An 18,172-nucleotide genomic window follows, 5' to 3' on the forward strand; every position below is an offset into this window, starting at 1 on the left:
TGCTCTCGTGCTCTCGTGCTCTGGCAGGTCGGTGGTGCGGGGCGGTGACGCCGGTTCGGTTACGCGTGGAAGGGCAGGCCCGCGTCGGCCGCGAGCTCCAGGTCGTCGCCCTCGGGAGGGGGAAGGAGGGTCGGGGAGCCGTCGCTGACGGGGACGACGCCCAGTTCGAGGAGCTCGGCCATGGCCGCGGAACCCGCCATGTCGCGGACCTGGAGCTGGTAGCGGGCGGTGGTGCGGTAGGAGCCGCCGCCCTCGTCGCCGGTGCGCTGGAGGAAGCCGGAGTCGGTGAGGAAGGCGGCCGCCTTGCCGACGATGCCGGTGGTGGACCCGGCGAGGCGGCGGGCGTCCTTGGTGGCGCCGGTGGCGCTGCGGCGGGCGTAGATCCGCCAGGCCGCCTCGAGGCCGGGGGCGTCCGAGGCCGGGTCGGTGTTCTCGCCCTGCTCCTCCGCGCGCTGTTCGAGACGCAGGCATGCCTGGCGTACGAACGCGTCCACGCCGTTGACCGTGAGGCGTCCGATGTACGCGTCGTCCGCGAGGTCCTCGGGGCGGGGGAAGGCCATCGCGGCGACGGCGAGATGAGCGAGACCGTGCAGGAACCGGTCGGCGGAGTCCGTGGAGGCGCGGCGGGCGTAGTCGCCCATGCGGACGGCGAAGACGGAGTCCTCGCCCGCGGTGACGGCCATGCCCGCGCGTGGGGAGACCTCGAGGACGATGAGGCCCAGGCCGGTGGCGACAGCGTCGGCGAGCCGCGCGAAGGCGGGGTTCTCGCGGTAGCGCCGGAGGAGTTCCCCGTACTCGGCGTCGCGGGCCGGGAGCAGCTTGGGCTGGAGCCCGAAGGAGACGAGGCGGGCGGCGTCGGACGCGTCGGCGGGGGTGACGGTCGACGCGGCGACGGTCACGGCGGCGGCCGGGGGCTGCGGGGGCTCCTGCTCGCCCCACGCGTCGGCGTACTCGGCGTGGGTTTCGCTCACGGCTGGGGCTCCTCGGTCGGGCTCTTGGTCGGGGGCGGGGCTGGGGTTGGGGCCGGGGTCGGGACTGGGGTTGGGGCCGGAGTCGGGACTGGGGTCGGTGCCGGAGTCGGGCTTGGTGCCGGAGTCGGTGCCGGAGTCGGTGCCGGTGCGGCGGTGGTGACCGGGCGAGGTACCGGCAGCGGGACGGGGGTGACGGCCGCCGGGGTGGTGGTGGGGCGGTCGGCGGGGGCGGGCGGCTCGTCCGTGAGGCGCACGGCGCGCACGGTCGGGACGCCCCGGCCCCGGACGGACGCCGTCCGGGTCGGCTCGGGCACCGCGACGACCCCGAACCGGGGCCGGGTGCCGGGCGTCGGCGAGGGCCGGTCTTCGGCGTCGACGCGTGCGGCGGCGGGTGGGTCGATGTGGACGGGCCGCACGCGAGGGCCGGTGGGGAGGCCGGGCGGTTCGGCGCGCTCAGGCTCTACGGGAGCCGGTTCCTCACGGTGCGGCTCTGGCTCTGGGGGAGCCGGGTCCATGTGCGCCGGCTCGGTTTGCTCCGGGGCCGCGCGTTCCGGCTTCGCCGCCGGGATGGGCGTGCTGTCGTCGCGTACACCCGAGTCCGCCGGCTCCGGACGGGCGGCGGTGGGATCCGGCGTGAGCGCGGCCGGCCGGGTGGGCGGTGCGACGACGGCGGCTGCGGGCGGGACGAGGGTCACGTGGCCTCCGTGCGGCCGGCGGCCATGCCCACCGCGTCGAGCAGGGCCGTACCGACGATGAGGTCGGCGCCCCCGAACTCGGGGTCGTCGAGCGGGGTGCCGTCGTCGACGGCGAAGAGGAGTCGCTCCTCGCCCTGCCGGTAGGCCGTGCCCACCGGGGGGCTCGCCGCGTGGACGGCGAGGAGGGCGACGAGGTACGGCAGGTCGGCGTCGAGCTCGCGGGCCTCGGCGAGCAGGCCGGAGAGGCGGCGCGGCGCGTCGTGCTCCAGGTCGAGCAGGCGCAGGGCGCTCGCGAGCTGTTCCTCGCTGAAGCGGGAGTCGTCGGGGGTGGCGATGAGGTCCGGCTCGGGCATCTCCGCGCCGAGGTGCTCGCGCTCGACGGGCGGGGTCAGCAGCAGGTCGACGAGATCACCGAGACGCACGGAGGCGGGGGTGCGCAGTCCGGTGCCGCGGGCGAAGAAGGCGTCGGTGACCCTGGCGGCCTGTTCGACGGGGAGCGGCAGGGTCGGGGCGACGAGCTGCCCGTACAGGTCGAGCCCGGTGTACGTGGTGGGGGCGGCGAAGGCCTGCCGGTCCTGCTCGGCGCGGAAGAGGGGCCCGGCGTCCAGGAGGCGGGACTGGAGCTGGGTGTGGCGCCGGATGCAGTCCTTCACTATGTCCACGAGCTCGGCGGCGCGCCGCTTGTGCTCGGCGGTCTTGGCGTCGGAGGCGGCCTCGGCCTCGTCGCGGGCCTTGCGGATGTTGGTGAGGATCGCGTTCTCGTGGCGGTAGCGGTCGGCGACGTGGTCGAGCGCCTCGGCGATCATGTCCGGCACGGCGTTGAGCCAGTCCACCGCGCGCACGTTGCGCCGGGTCGCCTCCAGGGTCTTGCGGAGGCTCTCGGCGTACTGCACGGTCCGGTAGCGCGCCTGCTCGGCGGCGAGCTGGGCGTCGGCGAGGCGGCCCCGGTTGATGAGGACCTCCAGCTTCACCTCGGCGGCGATCTGGGCGCTGGTGACGTCGGTGTCGAGCGCTCCGACGAGGACGTTGACCGCTTCGTCGGTGGTCCGGAGGTAGACGCCGCCGCCGAAGCCCGGGACCTCCTCGATGAGTTTGAAGTCGTAGTCCCTGCGGACGTAGACGCCGTCGGTCCCGAAGGTGCCGTAGACGGCGCGGAAGCCGCGGTCGACGCTGCCGACGTTGATCAGGTTCTCCAGGACCCAGCGGGCCACGCGCTCGTGTTCGGCGGCGGGGCGGTGGGGTGCCTGGGCGGCGACGCGGGGCAGCAGGCGGGCGACGATCTGCTCGTGGTCGGCGCCGGTGTCGAAGTCCATGTTCAGCGTGATGAGGTCGATCGCGGACAGGGCCACCTCGGCCATCGCGTAGACCGTGTACTCGCCGGCCAGGTTCGCCTTGCGCACGTCGAGGTCGTGCAGCGGGGCGGTGCACGCGAGCGCGCGGAGGCGCCGCGCGAGCCCTTCGTCGGCGGCCGGACCCTGCGCGGGTCGCGGCCCCGCGCTGAGCTGGGGCGGAGCGAGGTCCGTCGAGGCAGGCGAAGTCACGGTGGACAGATTAGGTCCTCGAACTGACAACGGTCGAAACGGCCCAGATGCGACCGGGCCCCGGGGGTCGTCCACGGGCCCCGCCGGGGTCGGCCGGCCGGGCTCGCGTGCGTCAGCCGGCCGGGCTCGCCGGGGTCAGCCGGCCGGGCTCGCCGGGGTCAGCCGGCCGGGCTCGCCGGGGGTCGGGCCGCCATGCCCGTCGGGGGCCGGTCCGCCGGTCCCGCCGGGGTGTCGACGGCCTGCGCGTACGCGGCCGCGACCCGGGTGCGGGAGTCGTCGAGATAACGGGCGAGGAGGTCCTCGGCCGTGGTCCGCTCACCGGCTCGCAGGGCGTCCAGGATCTCCCGGTTCCGGGCGAGGTAGGGCTCGTGCAGGGCGCGCGGGTCGTCGACGACGTGCAACGCGAGGCGGAGTTCGGCGAGGACGCCGCGCATCAGCTCGTCGGTGCGTGCGCTGGCCGCGAGGGCGACGAGTTCGCGGTGGAAGTGGATGTTGGCCGTCGAGACACCCGGCCAGTCGCCCGCGCGTGCGGCGGTCTCGCCGTGCCCGACGGCGGCGGCGAGAGCGTCCAGGGCGTACGGCGGCCGCCCCAGGCCCCGTACGACGGCGCACTCGACGAGCCGCCGGGTGCGGTAGATGTCGTCCACGTCGTCGACGGCCAGGACACGGACGAAGACACCCCGGTTGAGCTCGTGGACGAGCAGCCTCTCGCGGGTGAGGAGCCGGAAGGCTTCGCGCAGGGTGTTCCGGGAGACGCCGAGCGCGCCGCCGATGCCGTCCTCGGAGAGACGGGTGCCGGGCGGGAAGTAGCCCTCCGCGACGCGGGTGCGCAGGATGTCCGCGACCCGTTCCGCCGTGCTGGTGCGCCCGAGCAGGGCCCGGTCGTCGGCCAGGTCCCCGGTGCCGCTCGCTGCCACGCCGCTCCTTCTCGTACGTCGTACACGGCCGAGCCAACCGTACGGCCAGGTCCGGACGACCATCATCTTGTCGGATCGTTCAACAATCCTCTACCTTGACGGCACCGTACGGTCCCCCCTCCTGCGAGGTACAGATGCGCACGCCCCCGGCCCCGGTCGATCTCAACGCCGATCTCGGCGAGGGCTTCGGCCGCTGGACGCTCACCGACGACGAGCAGCTGCTCTCCGTCGTGACCAGCGCCAACGTGGCCTGCGGCTTCCATGCCGGGGACGCGGCCACCATGCGGCGGGTGTGCGAGCTCGCGGCCGCGCGCGGGGTCCGGATCGGCGCCCAGGTCTCGTACCGCGACCTGGCCGGATTCGGACGGCGCTCGATGGACGTCCCCGCGGCGGAACTGGCCGCCGAGGTGGCGTACCAGATCGGCGCCCTCGAGGTCTTCGCACGGGCGGCAGGCGCGCGCGTGGCGTACGTGAAGCCGCACGGGGCGCTCTACAACCGGGTGGTCCGGGACGAGGAGCAGGCGGCGGCGGTCGTCGACGGCGTCCTGCTCGCGGACCGCACGCTGCCGGTCCTCGGCCTGCCCGGATCGCGGCTCCACGAGGCGGCCGCGAAGGCGGGGCTGCCGGTCGTCCCCGAGGCCTTCGGTGACCGGGCCTACCTCGCGGACGGTTCCCTCGTGCCGCGCGGGCAGGCGGGGGCGGTCGTCAGCGACCCGGCCGCGGTGGTGGAGCGGTCGCTGGCCATGGCCCGGTTCGGGGTGGTCACCGCGCACTGCGGGAGTTCCGTCGCGGTACGGCCCCGGTCGCTGTGCCTGCACGGCGACACCCCGGGCGCGGTGGATCTCGCCCGGCGGGTCCGGGAGCGCCTCGAGGCGTCAGGAGTGCGGGTGGAGGCCTTCGCGTGACCGCCTTCGGCACGCGCGCGTTGCGCGTGGGTGAGCGGGCGCTCCTGGTCGAGCTGGCCGGGGGCGCGGAGGCGGAGGCGTTCCACGCGGAGCTGCTGCGGCGGCGGGCGGCCGGCACCCTGCCCGCCGTACGGGAGATCGTGCCGGCGGCCCGGACCATTCTGCTGGACGGGGTGGCCGACCCGGACCGGCTGGCGGCGGAGCTGACCGGCTGGGAGGCAGGGCCGTCCCCCGCGCGCGTGGGCGAGGCGATCGAGATACCCGTCCGCTACGACGGGCCCGATCTCGCGGAGGTCGCCGGGCTGTGGGGGGTGTCCGTCGAGGCGGCCGTACGGATCCACACGTCGGCCGAGTTCCGGGTGGCGTTCTGCGGGTTCGCGCCGGGCTTCGCCTATCTGACGGGGCTCGACGAGCGGTACGGGGTGCCGCGGCGGGCCACTCCGCGGACCGCCGTCCCGGCCGGTTCGGTCGCCCTGGCGGGCCCGTACACGGGTGTGTACCCGCGGTCCTCCCCCGGCGGCTGGCAGTTGGTCGGCACGACGGACGCGGTGCTCTGGGACACCGGCCGTGAGCCGGCCGCGCTGCTCGCCCCCGGCGCCCGCGTGCGGTTCACGGCGGAGGGCGGGCGATGACCGACAGGGCCTTCGCCGTCGTCAGGGCCGGGGCGCTGACCACGGTGCAGGACCTGGGCCGTACCGGCTACGCGCATCTCGGTGTGCCCCGCTCGGGCGCCCTCGATCCGGCGGCCGTGGGGCTCGTGAACCGGCTCGTCGGCAATCCAGAGTCGGCGGCCGTCCTGGAGACCACCGTCAACGGCTGCGCCCTGCGTCCCCGCTGCTCGGTGACCGTCGCGGTGGGCGGCGCGCCCTGCCCGGTCCGGGTGGACGGACGTCCGGCCGCCTGGGGAACCGCGGTCCGGGTGGCGGCCGGGTCCGTCCTCGACATCGGCGCGGCCGTACGCGGGGTACGCGCGTACGTGGCGTTCGGCGGCGGGATCGGTGTCGAACCGGTGCTCGGCAGCCGCTCCACCGACCTGCTGTCCGGCCTCGGTCCGGCACCGCTGGTGGAGGAGGCCGTCCTGCCGCTCGGGCCGGACACGGGCGTGCGAGGGTCGGTCGACGCTCCCCCGTGGCCGGGCCCGCCGGACGAACTCGTCCTGCGGGTCCGGCTCGGCCCTCGCGACGACTGGTTCACCGCCGCCGCGCTCCGCACCCTCGCCACGCGCGCGTACCGGGTGTCACCGGCGAGCAACCGCATCGGGCTGCGACTCGAAGGCCCGGCCCTGGAGCGGGCGCTGCCGGGAGAACTGGCGAGCGAGGGCATGGTCCTCGGCGCGGTCCAGGTGCCGCCGGACGGGCGGCCCGTGGTCTTCCTCGCGGACCATCCGACGACGGGGGGCTACCCGGTGGTCGGGGTGGTCCGTGAGGCCGACCTGGGCGCGGCGGCGCAGGCGGTACCGGGGACGCCGGTGCGCTTCACGCCGACGCGCTGAGGCCTTCGGGGGGCCGGTCGGGCGGTGGCTCGCCGCGTGGTGGGCCGTCGGGCGGTGGGCCGTCGGGCGGTGGCTCGCCGCGTGGTGGGCCGTCGGGCGGTGGGCCGTAGCCTCCGCCGCCGGGGGTGCGCAGGATCAGGACGTCGCCGGGGCCGACCTCCGTGGTGGCAGCGCCGCCGAGACGCTCGACGGTTCCGTCGGCGCGTTCCACGAGGTTCTCGCCGAGGGCGCCCGGTTCGCCGCCCGCCATGCCGTACGGGGGGACTCTGCGGTGTCCGGTGAGGAGGGCCACCGTCATGGGTTCGAGGAAGCGGATGCGGCGCTCGACCCCGTGGCCGCCGTGCCACCGGCCGCGCCCGCCGTCGTCCTCCCGTACCGCGAAGGCGTCGACCCTGACCGGGTGGCGCCACTCCAGGATCTCGGGGTCGGTGAGCCGGGAGTTGGTCATGTGGGTCTGGACGGCGTCGGCGCCGTCGAACCCGTCGCCCGCGCCCGAGCCGCTGGCGACGGTCTCGTAGTACTGCACGCGCGCGTTGCCGAAGGTGACGTTGTTCATGGTGCCGGAGCCCTCCGCCTGGACCCCGAGGGCCGCGTAGAGCGCGCCGGTGACGGCCTGGGAGGTCTCGACGTTTCCGGCGACGGTGGCGGCCGGGTGGGTGGGCGCGAGCATGGAGCCGGGCGGGACGCGGATCTCCAGGGGCTCCAGGCAGCCGCTGTTGAGCGGGATGTCCTCGTCGACGAGGGTGCGGAAGACGTACAGGACGGCGGCCATGACGACCGCTGTGGGCGCGTTGGCGTTCCCCGGGAGCTGGGGGGAGGTGCCGGTGAAGTCGAGGACGGCGGAGCGCCGTTCGCGGTCGACGCGGACCGCGACCTGGATGACCGCGCCGCCGTCGGTCTCGTAGCGGTACGCGCCGTCGTCAAGGCGCGCGACGATGCGGCGGACGGACTCCTCGGCGTTGGCGCGGACGTGCCGCATGTAGGCCTGGACGACGTCGAGTCCGAACGTGTCGACGGCCTTGCGCAGTTCTTCGATGCCCTTCTCGTTGGCCGCGATCTGGGCGCGCAGGTCGGCGAGGTTGGTGTCCGGGTCGCGGGAGGGGTGGCGGGCGCCGGTGAGCAGGGCCCGTGTCTCGGCCTCGCGCAGCCGCCCGTCCCGTACGAGAAGCCAGTTGTCGAAGAGGACGCCCTCCTCGTCGACGGTCCGGCTGAAGGCGGGCATGGAGCCGGGGGTGATCCCGCCGATCTCGGCGTGGTGGCCGCGCGAGGCGACGAGGAAGCGGAGTTCATGTCCCTCGTCGCCGAACACCGGGGTCACGACGGTGACATCGGGGAGGTGGGTGCCGCCGTGGTACGGGTCGTTGATCGCGTAGACGTCGCCGGGGCGCAGGTCGTCCTCGCGGCGCCGCAGGACCTCCTTGATGGATTCGCCCATGGAACCGAGGTGGACGGGGATGTGGGGCGCGTTGGCGATGAGGTTGCCCTCGGCGTCGAAGAGCGCGCAGGAGAAGTCGAGGCGTTCCTTGATGTTGACGGACTGGGCGGTGTTCTCCAGGCGGACGCCCATCTGCTCGGCGATGGCCATGAAGAGGTTGTTGAAGACCTCCAGGAGGACGGGGTCGACGTCCGTGCCGGCCGCCACGCGGGCGGGGCGGGGGGTGACGCGGCACAGGACGAGGTGTCCTGTGCCGGTCGCGGTGGCCCGCCAGCCGCTGTCGACGACGGTGGTGGCGTCGGCCTCGGCGAGGAGCGCGGGCCCGTCCACGCTGTCTCCGGGCCGCAGGTCCTCCCTGCGGTGGAAGGGCGTGTCGTGGGCCGTGCCGGCGCTGTGCATCCGGACGGTGGCGTGCGGCGTGAGGGGGCCGGGCCGTCCGTCCGGGGCCACCGGGTCCGTCGGAGCCACCGAGTCCACCGGAGCCGCCGGGTCGGCCTGGACGGGGCCGTGCGGCCCGGCGCGGCCCACGGCCTCAACGGAGACGGCCTCGACGACCAGGGGCCGTTCGAGGACGAAGGCGTACCGTGCGCGGTGGACAGCCGTGAACGCCGCTTTCAGCTCCTCGGGGGACGCGAGGTCGACCTGGAGGCTCGCGTCCGTGCCCGCGTACCGCAGGAGTACGCGCGCGTACGTCGTGATCGCCGCGTCCGGCAGGCCGTCGGCGCGCAGCTCCGCGCGGGTCGCATCGGCGAGTTCGGCGCAGAGGGACGTCACGCGCGCGGGGGTGCCGGGCGCGTCGAGTTCGGCCTCGACGGACCGTTCGCGCATGGCGGTGGCGTCGGCGAGGCCGATGCCGTACGCGGAGAGCACTCCGGCCAGCAGCGGTACGAGGACGGTGTCGACGCCCAGGGCGTCGGCGACGGCGCAGGCGTGCTGGCCGCCGGCGCCGCCGAAGCTGGTGAGGGCGTACCGGGTGACGTCGTGGCCGCGTTGCACGGAGATCTTCTTGACGGCGTTGGCCATGTTGAGGACGGCGATCTCCAGGAAGCCCGCGGCGACCTCCTCGGGGGTGCGGCCGCCGCCGACCTCCTCGGCGAGGGCCGTGAACCGTTCCCGTACGACGTCGGCGTCCAGGGGCCGGTCGCCGGACTCGCCGAAGACGGCGGGGAAATGGGCGGGCTGGACGCGGCCCAGCATGACGTTGGCGTCGGTGACGGTGAGGGGCCCGCCGCGGCGGTAGCAGGCGGGGCCGGGGACGGCGCCCGCCGAGTCCGGGCCCACGCGGTAGCGGCGCCCGTCGTAGTGGAGGACGGATCCGCCGCCCGCCGCGACGGTGTGGATGCTCATCATCGGTGCGCGCATCCGTACCCCGGCGACCTGTGTACCGAGTTCACGCTCGAATGCTCCGGCGTAGTGCGACACATCGGTGGAGGTGCCGCCCATGTCGAAGCCGATGACCCGGTGGTGTCCCGCCTGCGCCGAGGTGCGCGCCATGCCGACGACGCCGCCGGCCGGTCCTGACAGGACGGCGTCCTTGCCCCGGAAGTGGGCCGCCTCGCGCAGCCCGCCGTTGGACTGCATGAACATGAGGCGGATGCCGGCGAGTTCGCGCGCGACCTCGTCGACGTACCGGCGCAGGATCGGCGAGAGGTAGGCGTCGACGACGGTGGTGTCGCCGCGGGGGATCAGCTTGATCAGCGGGCTGACCTCGTGCGAGCAGCTGATCTGGGTGAAGCCGGCGGCGGCGGCGATCGTCGCGATCCGGGCCTCGTGGGCCGGGTGGCGGTAGCCGTGCAGGAGGACGACGGCGGCGGAGCGGAACCCGTCGCGGTGGGCGGTGGCGAGTGCTTCGGCGACGGCGGGTTCGTCCAGGGGCCGGACGAGGCGGCCGTGGGCGTCGACCCGCTCGGGGACCTCGATCACGCGCGCGTAGACCGCTTCGGGAAGCACGATGTGGCGGTCGAAGAGCCGGGGCCGGTTCTGGTAGGCGATGCGGAGCGCGTCGCGGAAGCCCTCCGTGACGAGGAGGACGGTCGGCTCGCCGCGCCGCTCCAGGAGGGCGTTGGTGGCGACGGTGGTGCCCATCTTGACGACGGCGATCCGGTCGGCGGGGACGGGCTCGTCGGGCCGGAGGCCGAGCAGGAGGCGGATTCCGGCGACGGCGGCGTCCTGCTGCCGGGCGGGGTCGTGGGAGAGCAGCTTGCGGGTGACGAGACCGCCGTCGGGGCGCCTGCCCACGATGTCGGTGAAGGTGCCGCCCCGGTCGATCCAGAACTCCCAGCGCCCGTTCATCTCCCCATTGTCGCCGCGAGCGCGGCGGCGAGGGCGGTGTCCGCGCGCGCGTCGAGGGGGGCGGGGCCCGTGCCGTCGGCCCAGTGGCGCAGCTCGGCGCCTGCGAGGAGCAGGAGCTGCGGCAGCAGGTCGTGGCTGCGGCGGAGGAGCCAGCCGGTGCCGGCGGTGGCGAGCCAGAGCGCGGCCTCGGCGCGGGTCGGGGGTGGCTGGGCGGGCTCCCGTGCGGGCGGCACGCCGTGGGCGAGTCCCCGGGCGGCGAGCAGCCGGTGGAAGCCCTCGGCGACGGCCCGGTGGCCGCGCTCGCCGGGGTGGAGGCGGTCCGCGCTCCACAGGGTGCGGTCCTGGGTCCAGGTGTCGTCGGCGAGGTGCAGATGGACGGCCCCGTACCGGGCGGAGAGGGCGTGCACGACGGCGTTGACGGACCGCTGGCGGCGGGCGAGCGGGCGCGCCAGCGGGGGTGGAAGGCCGAGCATCCGGCCGGGGTCGGGCAGACAGGCCGTCAGGAGTACGGCTCCGGCGGCGTCGAGGTCGGCGCAGACGCGGTCCAGGTGGCGGGCGAGGAGCCCGATGTCGAAGGTGCGGCGCAGGGTGTCGTTGACTCCGACGACGACGGAGGCGAGGTGCGGTCGGAAGGCGAGGGCGCGGGGAGCCTGCCGGGCGGCGACGTCCCCGCTGAGGGCCCCGCTGACGGCGAGGTTCAGGAAGGCGGTGCCCTGCCCGTCGGCCGGGAGCCCGTCGGCGAGCAGCGACGCCCAGCCCCGCCAGGCCCCGCCCACCCGGTCCCCGACACCCTCACTGAGCGAGTCCCCGAGCACGACGAACCGGACGGGGCCGGCGGCGCCGGGAGCGGGGCGGGGCGGAGGGACTCGGGCGAGGGCGGGGGCCGGGGCGGGGACGACCGTGGCGGGGGCTGCGACGGCGACCGGGGCGGCCCCCGCGACAGGGCCAGGGGCCGGGGCAGGGGCGGTCGCCTGGTCCTGTGTCACCGGCGGGCCTCCTCGGGCACGCTCGGTTCCGGTGCCAGGAGGGCGTCGTGGGCCCGGAGGAAGGCGGTGACGGACCGGTCCCAGGTGAAACTCTCCGCACGCGCGCGTGCGGCGCCGCGGCGGGCGGTCTCCGGTTCGGCGAGGACGCCCCGGACGGCGGAGGCGAAGGCTCCCGGCGTGTCCACGGCGGCGGCCCCCGCGGTGCCGACGACCTCGGGCAGGGCGGAGGAGGCGCTGACGACGACGGGGGTCCCGCAGGCCAGGGCTTCGAGGGCGGAGAGACCGAACGTTTCCGCGGGCCCCGGCGCGAGGCACACGTCGGCCGCCGCCTGGAGGTCCGCCAGGGCCTCCCGATCGGCGACGTGTCCGACGAACCGCACCGGAAGCCGCCGCTCCCGCGCCCGCCGCTCCAGGGCGCCCCGCAGCGGCCCGTCACCGGCGACCACCAGGGCGGCGTCGATGCCCGCCTCCCGCAGCTCCGCGAGGGCGTCCAGGGCCGTGCCGGGCCGCTTCTCGACGGAGAGGCGCGAGCAGAGCAGGAGCAGCACCCGCTCCCCCTCGGCGTACCGGTCCCGCAGCACGGTGCTCCGGCGGCCGGGCCGGCAGCGGTCGAGATCGACGCCGAGCGGAGCCCGTACGACATTGCGGGCGCCGATCCGCAGGAACTCGCGCTCCGCCCACTCCGTGGTGCAGACGATCCGCGCGAACGCCCACGCGGTGCGGCGGTTGAGCCGGTCCGCCGCGCGGGCCGCGAGCGCGGGCGGCATGCCCCAGGTGCGCAGCACGCCGTCCGCGGTCTCGTGGGAGACCATCACCGAGGGCACGCGGGCGCGCCGCGCCCACTCCCCCGTCCACCGCAGGGTCGTACGGTCCGACACCTCGATCCGGTCGGGGGCGAGTGCGTCGAGGAGACCGCTCACCCGGCGCCGGTCGGCGAGGACCCGGTAGCCGCCGGTGCCGGGCAGCACGGGGCCGGGGAGGGTGATGACCCGCCCCTGCGGGGTGTCGTGGTCGCTCTCGACGTCACCGGGGACGACGAGGACCGGTTCGTGCCCGGCGGCGAGGTAGCCGCGGCCGAGCTGGTCGAGGGCCGTGCGGAGGCCGCCCGATGTGGGGGTCACGAAGTTGGCGAGCCGCACGATCCGGAGCCCGCCTCTCACGCCACCGCCGCGGATGCCGCCGCCCCGGATGCCGTCGCCGCTCACGCCGCCACCGCCGTCCGCTCGCGCAGGACCTCCAGGTAGTGGCCGATGAGCTCGTCCCCGAGGGCCTCCCAGGTGCGGCCCTCGACCGCGGCCCGCCCCGCCCGGCCGTACGCGGCGCGCAGCTCCGGTGCGGCGGCGAGCGTGGCGACGGCGTCGCGCAGCGCGTCCGGGTCCCCCGGTGGTACGAGGAGCCCGTCCCGCCCGTGGTCGACCAGGTCCAGGGGCCCGCCGGCGGCGGGGGCGATCACCGGGACGCCGCTCGCCATGGCCTCCTGGACGGTCTGGCAGAAGGTCTCGAACGGGCCGGTGTGGGCGAACACGTCGAGCGAGGCGAAGATCCGGGCGAGGTCGGCGCCGGTGCGGCGGCCCAGGAACCGGGCGCCCGGCAGCGCGGTGCGCAGCGCGGGCCCGCTCGGTCCGTCCCCGACGACCACGACGCGTACACCGGGGAGCTCTCCCACGCCGGAGAGGAGATCCACGCGCTTCTCGGGGGCGAGGCGGCCCACGTAACCGACGAGGAGTTCTCCGTCGGGTGCGAGTTCCCCGCGCAGGGCGTCGTCCCGCAGCGCGGGGTGGAAGCGGACGGTGTCCACGCCGCGCCCCCAGAGCCGGATACGGCCTATGCCGTGGGCCTCCAGGTCGCGGACGGCGGCGGTCGAGGGGGCGAGGGTGCGGTCCGCCGCTCCGTGGACGGCACGGAGGCGGCGCCATGCGGCGCCCTCGCCGGTCCCCACGTAGGTACGGGCGTAGCCGGCGAGGTCGGTCTGGTAGACGGCGACGGCGGGGATGCCGAGCCGGGCGGCCGCCGTCATTCCCCGGACCCCGAGGACGAAGGGGCCGGCGAGGTGGACGAGGTCGGCGCGGTGGGCGGCGATGGCCGCGGCGACGCGGCGGCTCGGCAGGGCGACCCGTACCTGCGGATAGCCGGGGAGGGGAAGGGAGGGCACCCGGACGACGGCGCAGGGCGCGTCGGCGTCCGCGGCCGGGTCGGCGACGGCGGGGGCGATGACGAGCGGGGTGTGGCCCCGCCGGACGAGATGGCGCGCGGTCTGCAGGGCGCAGTGCGCCACACCGTTGACGTCGGGAGGGAAGGATTCGGTGACGATGACGACACGCATACGGGTGTTGTCGTCCCGCCCGGCGTGTCCCCGCCAACGTCGATCTGGACGGGGAGGGAACGTCCCATGAGCGTTTCGCGCGGGGACGCGTGTCCGGGGGCCCAAGGTGCCACGGGGGGGGGCGTGACGGCCCGCCCCCGCCGCCCCACCTCTCCGGGGCGGGGCCTCGCTCGGCGGGTTCTCCGCCGGGGGCCGCGCCGCCCCGGAGCCGGGGCGGGGGTCAGACCTGGAGGTCCGGGCCTATCCGGTTGCGGACCGCGGTCTGGACCTCGACCTCCTCGGCCGGGTCGGCGGCGAGGCGGCGGAGTCGTTCGGCGACGCGTACGTCCGCGGTCTCGGCGTGCTGGGCCGCGACCTCGCGGGTGGTCTCCTCGCAGTCCCAGAGGCATTCGACGGCGAAGCCGGTCGCGAAGGAGGGGTCGGTGGCGGCGAGGGCGACGGCCACGCGCCCGCGTAGCTGGGAGGAGGCCGTCTCGCGGTAGACGTGGCGCAGCACGGGGGCCGCGCAGGCGATGCCGAGGCGTCCGGCGCCGTCGACGAGCCCGGCGAGGGCGGGCGAGTCGGGGCCTTCGGAGCGGATGGTGTCGCGGAGCGCGCCGAGGACGGAGGGGGAGTCCTGGGCGGTGCCGCGGCAGGCGAGCACGTCGGCGGCGGCGGCGCCGAGGGCGTCGGTCCTGCGGACCCACGCGCGGGCGCGGGCGACCGCGTCCTCTCCGCACATGCGCCGGTAGGCGGCGACGGCTGCCTCGGCGACCTCGCGGGAGTCGCCGTCGGCGGCGGCCTCGACGAGGTCGAGGACGGCGGGGTCCCGCGACTCGGCGAGGTGGTGCAGGGCCGCACCCCGGGCGCCCACGGCGCCGTGCCGGGCGGCGGCGAGGAGTTCGGGCCGGTCCTCGGGTCCCGCGACGGCGGTCAGGCAGCGGGCGGCGGGTCCGTACAGGACGGCTCCGCGCTCGTACCCTTCCTGCGCCCAGTCGAGGACCGCCCGCACGCTCCAGCCGGGGCGGGGCCCGGCGGGGCGCATCTGGCGCTGCCAGCGGTCGAAGGAGCCCTGTTCCTGGGCGGCCCTGACCCGGGCGCCGACGGCGTCGCGCTGGTCCTCCGCCCACAGGCGCCACGGGCGGGGCTCGAAGGCGTCCCGCACGACGCGGGCCAGCTCGGCGTCGCCCTCCGCGTCGGCCGGGAAGCGGGCCAGGACGGGGACGGCGAGCGCGCGCAGGCCGGCGTCGTCGTCGCGGAGCGCCAGCTCGTCGAGGGCCCAGGCCCAGTTCGTGCCGGTCGCCGCGTAACGGCGGAGCAGGAGCAGGGCGTCCTGGCGGCCGTACGACGCGAGGTGCCCGAGGACGGAGAGCGCGAGCCCGGTCCTGGAGTCCTCGGTGTCGAGGTGGTCCTCGGCGCAGAGGAGGTGCGCCTCGATCTCGTCGAGACCGCCGTGGAGGTCCAGGTAGAGACGGGCGTAGTAGAGGGAGCGGTTCTCGACCTGCCAGTCGTGGCGGGGGTCTTCGAGAACGCAGTGGTTGAGCGCCGAGAGGGCCTCGGCGCGTGGGGCGGCGAGCGCGTGCAGGGTGCCGTCGCCGCGGCCCCGCTGCAGCAGGCCGAGCAGGGTGCCGCTCGGCGCTATGACTGGATCGAACATGGGGAGACGCCTCACATCAAGCTGTCGACACGACCGGGGGAAACCGGGATGACCCGGGTCAGGCGGTACATCGCTGTACGCCTAGGCCGTGCGGCAACATGTCGGGCCGCCCGTCGTCCTGCGCTTGCCAGTGACCATCTTCCTCTGCCTCTCGTCGGTGGCCCGTTTTGCCGGGCCCGACGTCATGATGACCCACCCATTTCGCCACCGCGACCACATTTACGACGCCGCTCTCACCTGGGGTTCAGCGCCCGTTCACCGGGTTCCGAAGAGTTCGACGAGTTCGGTCTTGCCGAACATCCGGGCCGTGTCGACGGCGGACGGAGTCCCGGCTTCCGGATCTGCGCCCCCGTCGAGGAGTGCGCGGATCACGGCTTCCTCGCCCTTGAAGACGGCGCCGGCGAGCGGGGTCTGGCCGCGGTCGTTGGCGCGGTCGGCGTCGGCACCGCGCGCGAGGAGCGCGGAAACGGCGGCGGCGTGGCCGTGATAGGCGGCGAGCATGACCAGCGAGTCGCCCTTGTCGTTGGTGAGGTTCGCGGGGACGCCCGCGTCGACGTAGGCGGCCAGCGTGTCGGCGTCCCCGGTGCGGGCGAGGTCGAAGACCTTGGACGCCAGCTCGATGACCTCGGGGTCCGGAGTCTCGCTCATCGGGTGGGACCGCCTCTCTCCTGCGTGGTGGGCCTGCGCACGGCAAGCGCGGCCGTACGAGTGAATCGACAGGGTACTGCCCGTTCGGTGACATGACCTCGCCCGACCGAGGCAAAGATCACGGCAGCCCGCCCCCCGGGCGTCTCTCTAACGCACGCCCGACATTTCGCCACTCGTCAGCCCGTTCGATGTCCGCCGGTCAAGTGAAATCACCCGTTTTTCACCTGAATGAACCTTTAGTCACATAGATACTTGCTGTGAACTTGGAAGGACTCATGGTGACTGTCCCCTCAACCAGGAGAACACCAAATGATCCTGTCCATCTCAGGCGTGGTCCTGCTCGGCATCATCTGCTTCCTGTTCTTCAAGAAGGACGGGATGAAGGCCTCGCACGCCCTCGTCAGCGCTCTGTTCGGTTTCTACCTCGCGGGCACCGCCATCGCCCCGAGCATCACGGCGGGCGGGCAGAGCCTCGCCGGTCTCCTGGGCGGGATCAAGTTCTGACGCCCTTCCGTCCCTTCCACCACCTCAGGAGTTCTTCGTGGCCCGGCGACCACTCCCCCGCATTCTGAGCAGCGGCAGCGCGCAGATCGCTCGCAGTCGAGAGATCGCGCGCACGGCCGCCGACAGCGCCACCGACGTGCTCCATCCGCTGATCACGGTCTCCCGTGGTCTGCGGAAGCTGGCCGCGACCGCGCGCGCCAAGTGGGCCGCGACCCCCAAGGAGCGGCGTGGTCCCACGCTGTTCCTGGTCGCGGCCTGCGTCCTGGTCGTCGTCCTCATGCCGTACGGGCCGCTCCTCGCGCTCGTCACGCTCATGGGCGCGGCCGCGTGGAAGGGACGCGAGCGCCGGGTCGTCAGGACCGGGCCCGACGACGCGGAGATCGCCCGGCTCAAGGGCCTGTACGAGGCCCTCGTGCCCTACTTCTCGGTCCCCGAGGACCCCGCCCCGCTCTTCACCCACGGTGGCGACTGGAGCGGCGCCTTCGCCGAGTACGCGTTCGACGGGGACGGGCGGCCGACCCGGCTGAAAATCGCGTACCCCCCCTACTTCACCGACGGCGAGCCCGACGCACGCGCGCGTATCGAGCACCTTCTGCACGCCAAGTCGGGACGCGGCCGCGAGTACCGCTTCGACTGGGACGAGGAGGGCAACCGGCTCGTCATGAGCGTGCTGCCCGCCCTGCCCACCACCATCGCCGCCCAGCGCTTCGTCACCGTTCCGGGCGAGACCGTCCTGGGCTTCACCGACGCGGACGCCGTCCAGCGGACCGTCCCCGTGGTCGCAGGGGACGGTACGGAGGACGCGCCGGCCGTGGTCTGGCGCACCGGACCCCGCTCCACCGAGCCGCATCTGCTCGTCGTCGGTCAGCCGGGCAGCGGCACCACCTCCCTGCTGCGCTCCATCGCCCTCCAGGCCCTCCCCCACGGCGACGTGATGATCATCGAGGGCGGTGGCACCGGCGAGTACGCCTGCCTGACCGGCCGTGACGGAGTCCTCGCCGTCGAGTGCGGGCTCTCCGGCTCCCTGGCCGGCCTCGAGTGGGCGGCGCACGAGACGGAACGGCGTCTGATCGCCGCCAACCGGGCCCGGCAGGCGGGCCACCCGGCCCCCGAGGACACCCGTCGGCCGCTGTGGATCCTGCTCGACCGGCCGAGCATCCTCGGCCACCTCGCCGCCGCCGACGGCCGCACCGACCCGCAGGAGCTGCTCCAGGTACCGCTGCGGCACGGGCGGGCCGCCCAGGTCACGGTGGTGGTCGCCGAGCAGTTCGACAGCGCGGAGACGCTGAGCGAGGCGGTACGGACCCACACCCGCGCCCGGATCGTGCTCGGGCCCGCCGAGCCGGAGCAGATCGCCGCGGTGCTCGGCGCCGGGCCGCACACCACCCCGACGCCCCAGGTCCCGGCGGGCCGCGGCTACGCGCGCCTGGGCAACGGCCCGGTCCTGCGCCTCCAGGTGCCGGCGACGCCCGACCCGTACGACGACGCGACGAGCGAGACGCACCGGAAGGCGGTCCTCGACCTCCTCCCCGAGCGCCGCCCGGCGGCGGTCGCGACGGCCGCGGCGGTCGGGACCGTCATCGGCTCGGCCCCCGAACCGGCCCCGGCACCCCGCGCCGCCGAACCGGATCCGGGCCCGGTTCCCCTGCACGCGCCCGTGGCGGCCGAGGGCTGAACGGATTAGCCGAGCGTCACGCACGCGCACGCGTAGAGGCCGGTACGAAGCCGAGCAACGCGCACGCGGAGAGGCCGGGGGCGGGCGGGGGGGGGGGGCCCGCCCCCCCCCGGCGGGGGCGCGCCGGGCGGGGGGCGCCGACGCCCCCGCAA

The 18,172-nt window shown here is 75.2% G+C and carries 14 protein-coding genes; 5 read left to right on the top strand and 9 right to left on the bottom strand.

From position 1 onward, the window contains the following. Positions 1 to 59 precede the first annotated feature (59 nt). The 3 genes from ABT034_RS32345 to ABT034_RS32355 all read right to left on the bottom strand — a co-directional run bounded on the left by ABT034_RS32345 (position 60) and on the right by ABT034_RS32355 (position 4,124). Positions 60 to 971 (bottom strand): hypothetical protein, encoded by a 912-nt coding sequence (locus ABT034_RS32345; protein ID WP_351220650.1) that lies wholly within the window; start codon positions 969 to 971, stop codon positions 60 to 62. Positions 972 to 1,662: 691 nt separating this feature from the next. After that, on the bottom strand, positions 1,663 to 3,207 hold the full coding sequence (locus ABT034_RS32350; protein ID WP_351220651.1) for a hypothetical protein: 1,545 nt from the start codon (positions 3,205 to 3,207) through the stop codon (positions 1,663 to 1,665). A gap of 158 nt (positions 3,208 to 3,365) precedes the next feature. After that, positions 3,366 to 4,124: a GntR family transcriptional regulator gene (locus tag ABT034_RS32355; protein ID WP_351220652.1), complete on the bottom strand. Its 759-nt coding sequence runs from the start codon at positions 4,122 to 4,124 to the stop codon at positions 3,366 to 3,368. Positions 4,125 to 4,258: 134 nt separating this feature from the next. Between ABT034_RS32355 and ABT034_RS32360 the strand changes: the two genes are divergently transcribed. Genes ABT034_RS32360 through ABT034_RS32370 form a run of 3 tightly spaced genes read left to right on the top strand, consistent with a single transcriptional unit; the run spans position 4,259 to position 6,521 of the window. Beyond that, complete coding sequence (locus ABT034_RS32360) at positions 4,259 to 5,029, top strand: LamB/YcsF family protein (RefSeq protein WP_351220653.1); 771 nt, start codon at positions 4,259 to 4,261, stop codon at positions 5,027 to 5,029. Then, positions 5,026 to 5,661 carry a 5-oxoprolinase subunit B family protein gene (locus ABT034_RS32365; RefSeq protein WP_351220654.1) on the top strand — a complete coding sequence of 212 codons (636 nt, stop codon included), beginning with the start codon at positions 5,026 to 5,028 and terminating at the stop codon, positions 5,659 to 5,661. The genes ABT034_RS32360 and ABT034_RS32365 overlap by 4 nt, the downstream gene beginning before the upstream one ends. Continuing rightward, a complete protein-coding gene (locus tag ABT034_RS32370) occupies positions 5,658 to 6,521 on the top strand; it encodes a 5-oxoprolinase subunit C family protein (protein WP_351220655.1) in 864 nt (287 codons plus the stop codon). Before ABT034_RS32365 ends, ABT034_RS32370 begins: the two co-directional genes overlap by 4 nt. On the opposite strand, the gene ABT034_RS32375 is transcribed toward ABT034_RS32370, so the two are convergent. The 6 genes from ABT034_RS32375 to ABT034_RS32400 all read right to left on the bottom strand — a co-directional run bounded on the left by ABT034_RS32375 (position 6,505) and on the right by ABT034_RS32400 (position 15,841). Further along, positions 6,505 to 10,248 (bottom strand): hydantoinase B/oxoprolinase family protein, encoded by a 3,744-nt coding sequence (locus ABT034_RS32375; protein ID WP_351220656.1) that lies wholly within the window; start codon positions 10,246 to 10,248, stop codon positions 6,505 to 6,507. The genes ABT034_RS32370 and ABT034_RS32375 overlap by 17 nt on opposite strands. Next, positions 10,245 to 11,063 (bottom strand): SGNH/GDSL hydrolase family protein, encoded by an 819-nt coding sequence (locus ABT034_RS32380; protein WP_351220663.1) that lies wholly within the window; start codon positions 11,061 to 11,063, stop codon positions 10,245 to 10,247. The genes ABT034_RS32375 and ABT034_RS32380 overlap by 4 nt, the downstream gene beginning before the upstream one ends. A 167-nt stretch (positions 11,064 to 11,230) precedes the next feature. Then, positions 11,231 to 12,439, bottom strand: coding sequence for a glycosyltransferase (locus ABT034_RS32385; protein WP_351220657.1), 1,209 nt, complete (start codon positions 12,437 to 12,439; stop codon positions 11,231 to 11,233). Continuing rightward, complete coding sequence (locus tag ABT034_RS32390; RefSeq protein ID WP_351220658.1) at positions 12,436 to 13,557, bottom strand: glycosyltransferase family 4 protein; 1,122 nt, start codon at positions 13,555 to 13,557, stop codon at positions 12,436 to 12,438. The genes ABT034_RS32385 and ABT034_RS32390 overlap by 4 nt, the downstream gene beginning before the upstream one ends. 220 nt (positions 13,558 to 13,777) lie before the next feature. Next, on the bottom strand, positions 13,778 to 15,193 hold the full coding sequence (locus ABT034_RS32395) for a HEAT repeat domain-containing protein (protein WP_351220659.1): 1,416 nt from the start codon (positions 15,191 to 15,193) through the stop codon (positions 13,778 to 13,780). 255 nt (positions 15,194 to 15,448) lie between these two features. Next, positions 15,449 to 15,841: an ankyrin repeat domain-containing protein gene (locus ABT034_RS32400; RefSeq protein WP_351220660.1), complete on the bottom strand. Its 393-nt coding sequence runs from the start codon at positions 15,839 to 15,841 to the stop codon at positions 15,449 to 15,451. Between the two features lie 309 nt (positions 15,842 to 16,150). Here ABT034_RS32400 and ABT034_RS32405 point away from each other — a divergent pair, with 309 nt between their 5' ends. Beyond that, complete coding sequence (locus ABT034_RS32405) at positions 16,151 to 16,345, top strand: hypothetical protein (protein ID WP_015032212.1); 195 nt, start codon at positions 16,151 to 16,153, stop codon at positions 16,343 to 16,345. 37 nt (positions 16,346 to 16,382) lie between these two features. Beyond that, entirely contained in the window at positions 16,383 to 18,020 is a 1,638-nt protein-coding gene (locus tag ABT034_RS32410; RefSeq protein WP_351220661.1) for a hypothetical protein, read from the top strand. The last annotated feature ends 152 nt before the right edge of the window (positions 18,021 to 18,172 follow it).

Source organism: Streptomyces sp. NPDC002773 (assembly GCF_040295605.1).
Classification (GTDB): Bacteria; Actinomycetota; Actinomycetes; order Streptomycetales; family Streptomycetaceae; genus Streptomyces.

Coding starts and splice junctions, on each gene's coding strand:
- ABT034_RS32360 (WP_351220653.1), top strand. CDS start 4,259: ATGCGCACGCCCCCGGCCCCGGTCGATCTCAACGCCGATCTCGGCGAG.
- ABT034_RS32370 (WP_351220655.1), top strand. CDS start 5,658: ATGACCGACAGGGCCTTCGCCGTCGTCAGGGCCGGGGCGCTGACCACG.
- ABT034_RS32375 (WP_351220656.1), bottom strand. CDS start 10,248: ATGAACGGGCGCTGGGAGTTCTGGATCGACCGGGGCGGCACCTTCACC.
- ABT034_RS32390 (WP_351220658.1), bottom strand. CDS start 13,557: ATGCGTGTCGTCATCGTCACCGAATCCTTCCCTCCCGACGTCAACGGT.
- ABT034_RS32395 (WP_351220659.1), bottom strand. CDS start 15,193: ATGTTCGATCCAGTCATAGCGCCGAGCGGCACCCTGCTCGGCCTGCTG.
- ABT034_RS32400 (WP_351220660.1), bottom strand. CDS start 15,841: ATGAGCGAGACTCCGGACCCCGAGGTCATCGAGCTGGCGTCCAAGGTC.
- ABT034_RS32405 (WP_015032212.1), top strand. CDS start 16,151: ATGATCCTGTCCATCTCAGGCGTGGTCCTGCTCGGCATCATCTGCTTC.